The 9559-nt window shown below is 62.6% G+C and carries 5 protein-coding genes; 2 read left to right on the top strand and 3 right to left on the bottom strand.

Features of this window, described 5'->3' with window-relative positions:
- Together CKO25_RS19185 and CKO25_RS19180 are read left to right on the top strand one after the other, a co-directional pair.
- A partial coding sequence (locus tag CKO25_RS19185) for a transposase (protein ID WP_200389565.1) occupies positions 1 to 292 on the top strand: 292 nt, incomplete at its 5' end.
- 683 nt (positions 293 to 975) lie between these two features.
- A complete protein-coding gene (locus tag CKO25_RS19180; protein ID WP_200389564.1) occupies positions 976 to 2337 on the top strand; it encodes a TrpB-like pyridoxal phosphate-dependent enzyme in 1362 nt (453 codons plus the stop codon).
- Between the two features lie 161 nt (positions 2338 to 2498).
- Here CKO25_RS19180 and CKO25_RS19175 read toward each other — a convergent pair whose 3' ends face one another.
- The 3 genes from CKO25_RS19175 to dnaE all read right to left on the bottom strand — a co-directional run bounded on the left by CKO25_RS19175 (position 2499) and on the right by dnaE (position 9140).
- Complete coding sequence (locus CKO25_RS19175; RefSeq protein WP_200389563.1) at positions 2499 to 4010, bottom strand: multiheme c-type cytochrome; 1512 nt, start codon at positions 4008 to 4010, stop codon at positions 2499 to 2501.
- A 199-nt stretch (positions 4011 to 4209) separates the two neighbouring features.
- Positions 4210 to 5565, bottom strand: a complete 1356-nt coding sequence (locus tag CKO25_RS19170; protein WP_200389562.1) for a paraquat-inducible protein A — start codon at positions 5563 to 5565, stop codon at positions 4210 to 4212.
- Complete coding sequence (dnaE, locus tag CKO25_RS19165) at positions 5565 to 9140, bottom strand: DNA polymerase III subunit alpha (protein ID WP_200389561.1); 3576 nt, start codon at positions 9138 to 9140, stop codon at positions 5565 to 5567. The genes CKO25_RS19170 and dnaE overlap by 1 nt, the downstream gene beginning before the upstream one ends.
- Positions 9141 to 9559 lie beyond the last annotated feature (419 nt).

Raw genomic sequence — 9559 nt, 5'->3', positions numbered from 1 at the left:
AAGGCCTCTCTCAACAGGACAAGGAAAACGTCAAATTCGTCGCTGGATGCGACAAGTCTCGAATCGCGGAATCAGGTGTTTCGATCGCTTTCTTGGGACGCTTAGAACTCATTTCGCTGAGATCACTCATTATTTTGTCAACCGTCAGACGAGCGGGTTTGTAGAAGGCCTCAACAATCAATTGAAAGTCCTCAAACGACGCTGTTACGGCATCACCAACCTCGCCCATCTATATCAAAGAGTGTGCTTGGATCTCAACGGATACGCTCGCTTCGGCGTGGAGTCAATATGAATCAATGTGTTAGAGTTTTCGTGTTCAGCGACTTTTCGTAGTTGATGTGTACGCAAAATATAGCGTTAAATAATTGTTTTTAAATTGGTTTCACATTCCCCTGAAATCCGGGAGAGCCTGCTATCGGAATTTTATGACATTGAAATCAATAATTTAGTTCCTATACAGCCTCTCAGCGATTGTCAAGGGAACATTTCGTGACAGCCGTCGAAAGTTCCTTCGCCTCTCGATTGCAACGAAAAAACCCGCGGCTCGTTGGCTCAAGATTCTGATTTAATAATCTTTTACGGCATCATTGACCGCAACTCGAACGCATACGAGTCCGTGTCTTCATCATCATGAAAGCACGAAACGCACCTATATCAAGACATCTCATGATCCTGAGACGAATTGGCGATACCCGGACGGGTGGCAGAGGCATCGTCGCCGCGAGGTCGGCGCATCGCCACCAAGGGATCAGCCCTCGTCGGACCCGTCGGCAGCGGCGGACCCAAAAGCCGCGTTTCATCGGCGGACCCCGCGTTACATGCGCGCGGTGCCAACCCGTTTGGGGCAGCCCTCGCACGGGCGCCATCCCACGGGATTCAAGATCGCGCCTAAAACTGGCACACTTGCACGCGCACCCAAAGACACCGGCTCCCTAGGCGGCCGGCGAGACATTCACCCCGAGGCCGGACGACAGCATGAGCGACACCGTCAAGTATCTGCTCGACGAGCAACACCTTCCCCGCCACTGGTACAACATCAACGCCGATCTTCCAGTCCCGCTTGATCCGGTGCTGCATCCCGGCACGCAACAGCCGATCACGGCGGACGATCTCGCGGTGATCTTCCCGCGCGCCGTGATCGAGCAAGAGATGAGCACCGAGCGCGAGATCGAAATCCCCGAGCCGGTGCGCGAGGTCTATCGCCAATGGCGTCCTGCCCCGCTCTATCGGGCTCGGCGCTTGGAGAAGGCGCTGCGCACCCCGGCGAAAATCTACTATAAATACGAGGGCGTCAGCCCGGCGGGCAGCCACAAACCCAACACGGCCATCCCGCAGGCGTTCTACAACAAACAGGAAGGCGTTAAGCGCATCACCACCGAGACGGGCGCCGGCCAATGGGGGTCATCGCTCGCGCTCGCCGGCTCCATGTTCGGTCTCGAGATCGTGGTCTACATGGTGAAGGTGAGCTTTCACCACAAACCCTATCGGCGCGCCTTCATGGAAACCTTCGGCGCTCAGTGCATTGCCAGCCCGAGCGAGACGACCGCCTCGGGCCGGGCCATTCTCGCCGAGCATCCCGACAGCACCGGCAGTCTCGGGATCGCCATCAGCGAGGCGGTCGAGCTGGCCGCGCAGCGCGATGACACCAAATACGCGCTCGGCAGCGTGCTCAATCACGTGCTCCTGCATCAGACCATCACCGGGATCGAGGCACAGCAGCAGCTCGAGATGGCGGGGGATTATCCCGACCTCGTGATCGGCTGCACGGGTGGCGGCAGCAACTTCGCCGGCCTCGCCTTTCCCTTCCTCGGCGAAAAGCTGCGCGGCGGGCGCGATGTCGAACTCATCGCCGTCGAACCCTCGGCCTGCCCGACCCTCACCAAAGGGGTCTTCGCCTATGACTATGGTGATACGGCAAAACTGACCCCCCTGGTGCGGATGTACACCCTGGGTTCGAGCTTCGTCCCACCCGGCTTCCACGCCGGTGGGCTGCGCTATCACGGGATGGCGCCACAGATCAGTCATCTGACCAAGCTCGGTTACATTACGCCCACCTCCTACAACCAGCTCGATTGCTTCGCGGCGGGGATCCAGTTCGCCAAGGCCGAGGGGATCATCCCGGCGCCCGAGGCGAACCACGCCGTGAAGGCCGCGATCATCGAGGCGGAGAAGTGTCGCGAATCCGGTGAGTCGAAGACCATCCTCTTCAACCTCTGCGGCCACGGCAACTTCGACATGCAGGCCTACACGGATTATCTGGCGGGCAAGTTGAAGGATCTGACCTATGCCGAGGACGAGGTCGCGATGGCGCTGGCGGGATTACCGAGCGTCGCCTGATCCATCCCCACAGCATTAGGGGCCCCGCGGGACCCCTGATGGTGGTGAGACACCATTTCCGGGCCGACTCGGCCCCCTTACCGAGCCGGCCCAATCCGTCCCGGTCGCACGCGTCTTGCGCGCCTGGAGCTCTGCCTCCAGGCACCCGCTCACGCATCGCCTCAAGGCGTGAGACGCGCCTCGAAGAAGGCCATGCGCTTCGGCTCCAGCAAGGTCTCGTCGTCGGTGTATTCCATGACGCGTGGCTTCATCCCCTTAAAGACGAGGTTATAGAGCATCTCGGCGCGGACCACGGCGGGCTTGACCGGGATCTCATAGGTTAAGACGCGGCGCTCATGGGGCTCGAGGCGTGAATCGATGCCCACCTGCGTGGCGACCGGCGGCATCGCCGGGTTGCCCTCGTCATCGGCGAGTTGATAGAAGAGATAGGCATCGGGCGCCTCCTTCTGGGGATCATCGGTATAGTTTTCCCACAGCACCCGGCCATTCTCGTCGAGCGCGGTCACCTTAACCTGCACGTTCCGGAAGGGGGCGCCGGTGGGCATCTTGTGCGGCAGTTGATTCTGCATCACGACATGCGCGCGCACCCCGCTCTCAATCGGTTCGAGATCGACGGTGAGTCGCACCGCCCGGGCAAGCATGGCAACATCATGACCACCACCCATCCCATGGTGCGCGACCCCATCGGCGATCGGCATGTGACACGACTGACAGGTGACTTGAGAACCGCTCGCCTCGAACTCATCGCCAGTGGCGCAGAGTGGCACGCCTTGCGGATTGGGCCGCAGATGATGACAGCCGAGACAGAGTTCGTTGCTGCGCAACATGCCCGGATTGCCCTGCAACGGCAGAGTCGCCGAGACGCGCTGACCGAAGGCGTCGAGCTGATCGACATGGGGATTGCCCGCGTCGTCCGGTCCCTCGAAGGCTCTAACCTTGTCAAACGGATATCCTGTCGGTCCCTGCAGGACACTAGAGGTCTCGTAAGCCGGCAGGCCTAGACGCAGTGCACCGCCCTCGCCCCGGACCCCCTTGTAGCCGGAGATCTGATGACAGGCGACGCAGTTCACGCCTTCGGCATAGGCGGCCATGGCATCGAGCTTGGTCGAACCGTCCTGCGCCGCGTTCGGCGCGTGACATTGCAGACAGACCGGGTAGCGCTGCGAACGCTGGTGGAGCTGGCCCTCCTCGCGCGGATCCCCCACCTCCTGGCGGTACATCATCTCGTGGATCGGATCGCGCAAGGCCGTGCTCTTCGCATGCATCGAACCCGACCACTGCCGGTAGATGTCCTCGTGACACCATTGACAGGCCGCGGCGGAGACATGGTGCAGACGTTGCGACTCGTGTGGGTCGCTGACGGCTTCGAGCCCACTGAAGTAGGCCGCGAGATCGGCGAATTGCTGATCCGTCATCTCCGCGCTGAGCTGCCCCATGGTGGTGCTCTCGCGCTGCCCCGAACGCAGCAGCTTCATGGTCTCCCGGAAGCTTTCCTCCGGCATCCCCGCAAGCGAGGGAATCGGCCCCAGCCCCACCCCACCGGGCCCGTGACAGGCCACGCAATATTGGTTCGCCAAGGTCTCGCCGACCTCGGCATCACCGGTCAGGGCCTGGGCCAGCCCGGACCAAGCCACCCACTGGGCGAGTAACAGCCACAGCATGGAACGTCTCATCGCACTCCTCCCATGTTTTCGTTCTTGATCCGAGTGCGCCACTGACGTGATGCCAACGGACCTGGTATCGGGACATCGCGCCGCGCGGGCGTCGAGCTCCGTGGTGGAAGACTATTACGCGACATGGGGGGCGTCAAAGTGGTCTTGGTCAGCTTTTGGCTCAAAACGGACGCGCCGACTGACGGTCCGCGTCACCGAGTCAGCGATCGAGCACGCTGGAGAGGACCAGGCTGCCGAGGACGAAGGACAGGAAGAGAAAGAAACCAGGCTCGAGCGCGGTGGCGTTGGTGGTCAGCACGGCCACCGATGGACCGGCGGCCCGCAGGACGCTCAGCTGATTCGCGACCACGGCCTCGAACCCCACATAGGCCATGAAGATGGCGACGACCATGACATCCGCCATCGACCATTTACCGGACCGCAGGGCGAAGAATCGGACCACCGCCGACCCACGCGCGCCCCGGACACCACTGACATAGACCCCGGTGGCCAGCAGCTTGAGCAGCGGGAAGATGAGACTGAAGAGGGTCAGGAGCACGGCGACGAAGAGCATGTCAGCCCCGCCCGAGTCGATCAGCACCCGCATCACATCAAGGATGCTCTTCGACTGAAAATATAGGACCTGGTCGCGAAAGACGATCGGCTCGCCCAGGACTTGAATGCTGATCTCGGCAAGGCGCGCATCCACCGTGATCATGGGGGTGGTGAGTCCGCCAACCAGCAGCACCAGGGTTGCCGCCATCAGCCCGGCCAGCAGGAGGGGGTCGAACCGCACAGGTGTCGCGTTCAGGGTGGCTGAGCGTGCGGCGACGCCTGGTTCGGCGCTCCCATCGCCCGCTTCTCCGGACTGCGTTGATCCACCCTTGGTGAGCGCCACTAGGAACAGCAGCATGACCAGTCCAATGGTCGCACCGAGCTGCTTGGGGATCCGTGGTTCGATCGCGGCGATCGCTGTTTCGATGCGCGCGACGCAGAGCGGCACATCAACACAACCATGATGCGCCAAGAGCGCCTGGAGCGCGGTACGATCGGGACCACCGCTGGTGGCCAGCGCCTGCTGGAGCAAGTCCTTAAGCCTGGTCTTGAGCTGCGCCTGCACGACCGGCAGGTCAAGTTGGGCGACCAGGGCGTCGGCATAGGCTGGTACTTGATCACGCAGTCGCGTGACATCGAAGACCAGTTCCTGGAGACCTTGCTGCAAGGCCCCTTGCAGCTGATCCAACCAATTTCCGCTGGTCGGAGGACTGCGTTGGCGCAGGCTGCGCTCCATCTCGAGGATGATGGTGTCGAGCAGTTCGGTGACGGTCTTCGTCAAGCCCTCGCGACTCGCCGCGCTGAGGTCGAATTCATCGATCCGGCGCTCGAGGATGGCCCCGATCCGCACGACCCAGAGATCCGCGTCCAGCAGCCCATAGCGGATATGCTGGAGTTCGGCCATCTCGGTTTTGAGCACCGTCACCCGCTGCAGGTCGGCAATCAAGGCACTCGTCAACCAGGTCGCGGCGATCAACACGGCCACGACGAGGAGACGTCTGATCAGGCGCTCGGCGCGCATCAGCCCACCGCCGCCAGAGGCAGGTGCTGGGGTTCGACCGGCGTGAACGGCCAGGGCGAGCGCTCGTAGACGACGGTCACGGCCGTCGCCCCGAGGATGTGGCGCAGGCGTTTGAGCAGGGCATCGGTCGGTTCGACCCGCCAGGTGTCGCCAAGCACCAATTCACCGCTGGCATCCGGACGGTGATAGAGCAAGCGGATCGGAAGTGTTCCGTCGCGAAAGGTCATCAGCGCGGCGCGCATGGCCTCAACCCGCTCAGCGCCCATCTCGTGCGCGGCGGGATCGGCAAGATCCAGCGTCAAGCTGAGATGATCGGCCCGCGCGGCACGGGCCGCCTCAAAGGTTCGTACCTCCTCGGCCCGCACCGACCAGCGGTCCCGGTACTCGTCGAAGTTGACCGTACCGGATACTTGCAGGATCTGATCCGGAACCAGGAGATGACGCCATTGCTCGTAGAGTTCGGAGAAGAGCGTCACCTCGATGCGGCCGGTGCGATCATCGAGCACCACCGAGCCCATCCGTCCGCGCTGGGTCTTGCCATGCCGCACGGCGACCACCAGGCCCACGAGGCTGCGCTTCTCGCGGTCACGCCGGTCACGACGCGCGAGGTCGCGGTCGATGTCCAGGATCGCCGCGATGCGGCTGACCCCCATCGCGACGATCTCCGGCTCATAGCGGTCGATGGGATGCCCGGTGAGATACAGACCGAGCGTCTCCTTCTCGCCCGCGAGGCGTTGTTCGTCTTCCCAATCGACCCGCTCGATCGCGGCAAGTTGCGGGTCGGGCGCCGTCACCGTCACCGCCTCCATGATGCCGAAGAGGTCGGTTTGACCCGCCGCCTGGGTCGTATGATGCTGCTCGGCAAGTTTGAGTGCACGCGGCAGCTCGGCCATCAGGGTCGCGCGATTCGCGCCGAGTTCATCGAGCGCACCAGCGCGGATCAGGGCCTCCAGAACACGGCGGTTGGCCTTGTGCGGATCGATCCGTCGACAGAAATCCCAGAGGTCGGCAAACACCCGACCCTCTGCCCGCGCCTGGACGATGGTCTCGATCGCCCCCTCGCCAACGCCTTTGATCGCACCCATCCCGTAGACGATGGTGGTGGGATCGGCCACCGTGAACCGATACGACGAGCGATTCACGGCCGGCGGCTCGACCCGCAACCCGAGTGCGCGGCACTCCTCGATCAGATGCACCACCTTGTCCGTGTTGTCCATGTCGGCGCTGAGCACCGCGGCCATGAAGGCCGCCGGATAATGCGCCTTCAGCCAGAGAGTCTGATAACTGACCAGGGCATAGGCGGCGGAGTGCGACTTGTTGAAACCGTAGCCCGCGAATTTGTCCATGAGATCAAAAATGTGGGTCGCGATCTCCAGGTCAACCCCGCGCGCGGTCGCGCCCGTTTCGAAGATGGCGCGCTGTTGATCCATTTCCGCTTGTTTCTTCTTGCCCATCGCGCGGCGTAGGAGGTCGGCCCCGCCGAGCGAGTAGCCCGCGAGCACCTGGGCGATCTGCATCACCTGTTCCTGATAGAGGATAACGCCGTAGGTGGGCTCGAGGATGGGGGCCAGCGCGGGATGCGGGTAGGCGACCTCGGCACGACCGTGCTTGCGATCGATGAAGTCATCAACCATGCCGGACTGCAAGGGTCCGGGGCGATAGAGCGCGACCAGTGCGGTGATGTCACCGAAACTGTCGGGCTGGAGCTTTTTGATCAACTCCTTCATGCCGCGTGACTCGAGTTGGAAGACGGCGGTGGTCTCGCAGCGTTTGAGTAACGCGAAGGCGGTCGCGTCGCAGGGGTCGATCCGCTCGATGTCGATCGGCGGTTCCGCGGCGGCGGCGCGTCGATCGTTGATGGTCTTGAGCGCCCAATCAATGATGGTCAGGGTGCGCAGACCCAGAAAGTCGAACTTGACGAGCCCGACCTGTTCGACATCATCCTTATCGAACTGGGTCACCAGATTCTCACCGCCCGGCTCGCAATAGAGGGGGGCGAAATCCGTGAGCTTGGTCGGTGCGATCACCACCCCACCGGCGTGCTTGCCGGCGTTGCGGGTGAGACCCTCGAGCTTGCGCGCCATGTCGATGAGGGCACGGATCTCCTCATCATCCCGATAGGCGGCTTTAAGATCATCGCTCTCGGCGAGGGCCTTTTCCAGGGTCATGCCCAGTTCGAAGGGCACCATCTTGGCGATGCGATCGACGAAGCCGTAAGGATGGCCCATGACACGCCCGACATCGCGCACCACGGCCTTCGCGGCCATGGTGCCAAAGGTGATGATTTGGGACACCGACTCACGACCGTATTTCTCGGCAACATAGTCGATGACGCGGTCGCGCCCCTCCATGCAGAAGTCGACGTCGAAGTCGGGCATGGAGACCCGCTCGGGGTTGAGGAAACGCTCGAACAGGAGATCGTGTTCGAGCGGATCGAGATCGGTGATCTTGAGTGCATAGGCCACCAGCGAGCCCGCGCCCGAGCCACGACCCGGCCCCACCGGAATCCCCTGCGCCTTCGCCCATTGAATGAAATCGGCGACGATCAAGAAGTATCCCGGGAACCCCATCTGAGTGATCACCCGCAGTTCCAGTTCGAGTCGCTCGCGATAGCGCTCGCGCCGTGCGTCCAGCTCCGGATCGGCGGGGTCGAGGATGCGTTCGAGGCGCCACTGCAGCCCCGCGTGAGCGGTTGCGGCGAAATACTCATCCAGGCTCATCCCGGACGGCACCGGGAACTCCGGCAACACATTCTGGCCGAGTTTCAACTCTAAATTGCAGCGCTTCGCGATCTCGACCGAGTTCTCCAGTGCCTCGGGCAGATCGGCGAACAACTCGGCCATCTCTTGCGGACTGCGCAGCGACTGCTCCGCACTGTAGCGACGCGGACGGCGCGGATCGACCAAGGTGCGACCCTCGTGGATGCACACCCGCACCTCGTGTGCCTCGAAATCGCCCGGGTCGAGAAACCGCACATCATTGGTCGCGACCAGGGGCACGTTGGCGCGCAGCGCCAGATCCACGCTGGCCTCGAGCAGTTCGCCCTCCTGCTCGCGGCCGGTGCGTGTCACCTCGAGATAGTAGCGATCACCGAAGACCGCCACCCAGCGCTCGAGCAGACGTTGCGCGCCCTCGCGATCGTTGTTCAGCAGGGCGTGCGCGACGTCGCCCCGTGCTCCGCCGGAGAGCGCGATCAGGCCCTCGGCCGCGGCCTCGATCCAGTCCCGTTCCACCTGGGGCCGCCCCAGGTGTTGACCCTCGACGTAGGCCCGCGAGATCAGGCGCGTGAGCTGACGATAGCCACGGTCGTTCTGCACCAGCACCACCAGGCGATGCGGTTGGTTGGGGTCGTCCGGGTTGCGCACCCAAAGATCGGCGCCCACGATCGGTTTGACCCCCGCCGCCATCGCAGCCTTGTAGAAGCGCACCAGCGCGAACAGGTTGCACTGATCCGTGATGGCGACCGCGGGCATTCCGAGTTCCGCGACCCGTTTCACGAGCGGCTTCACTCGCACCAGGCCGTCAACGAGAGAGTACTCGGAATGAAGATGCAGATGGACGAAGCTGGGATCCACGGGAGTCCTGATCAGGGGTGGCGGGGAGGCCGAAACCACACTCGGCGCGATGCGATGGCCGCCCATCGCGACCACTAGGATAGTCTACTCAGGTGTCCGCGCCACGCCGATTCGAAAAAACGGAGCGGATCTCGCAACTGGGTCGGAATCACCGGCCAAACGCGCGCCGACCGATTTTTTTGTGATTTAATACAATAATTTATAAAATATTGACTCTCATTTAATACCGATCATCCACGCCACCGTCCGCAATCGACCCCGGCGACGCCTCAGGCCGGGCGGGGAATTTGAACGAACCGACAAGGACTTGCGGCAGACACCGAACCATGCCGGCACACGGCGCCGATGGGCCCAGCGCCGTGCCCCGACCCAAGGATTCGAGCAGGACCATGACCGCCGCCTGATGAACACGAAACAAT

This window comes from Thiocapsa imhoffii (assembly GCF_016583985.1).
Classification (GTDB): domain Bacteria; phylum Pseudomonadota; class Gammaproteobacteria; order Chromatiales; family Chromatiaceae; genus Thiocapsa; species Thiocapsa imhoffii.
This window is presented reverse-complemented; position numbering and strand designations above follow the sequence as displayed.

Excerpts from the sequence above, each read along its gene's own strand:
- CKO25_RS19180 (WP_200389564.1), top strand. The coding sequence starts at position 976 with ATGAGCGACACCGTCAAGTATCTGCTCGACGAGCAACACCTTCCCCGC.
- CKO25_RS19170 (WP_200389562.1), bottom strand. The coding sequence starts at position 5,565 with ATGCGCGCCGAGCGCCTGATCAGACGTCTCCTCGTCGTGGCCGTGTTG.
- CKO25_RS19175 (WP_200389563.1), bottom strand. The coding sequence starts at position 4,010 with ATGAGACGTTCCATGCTGTGGCTGTTACTCGCCCAGTGGGTGGCTTGG.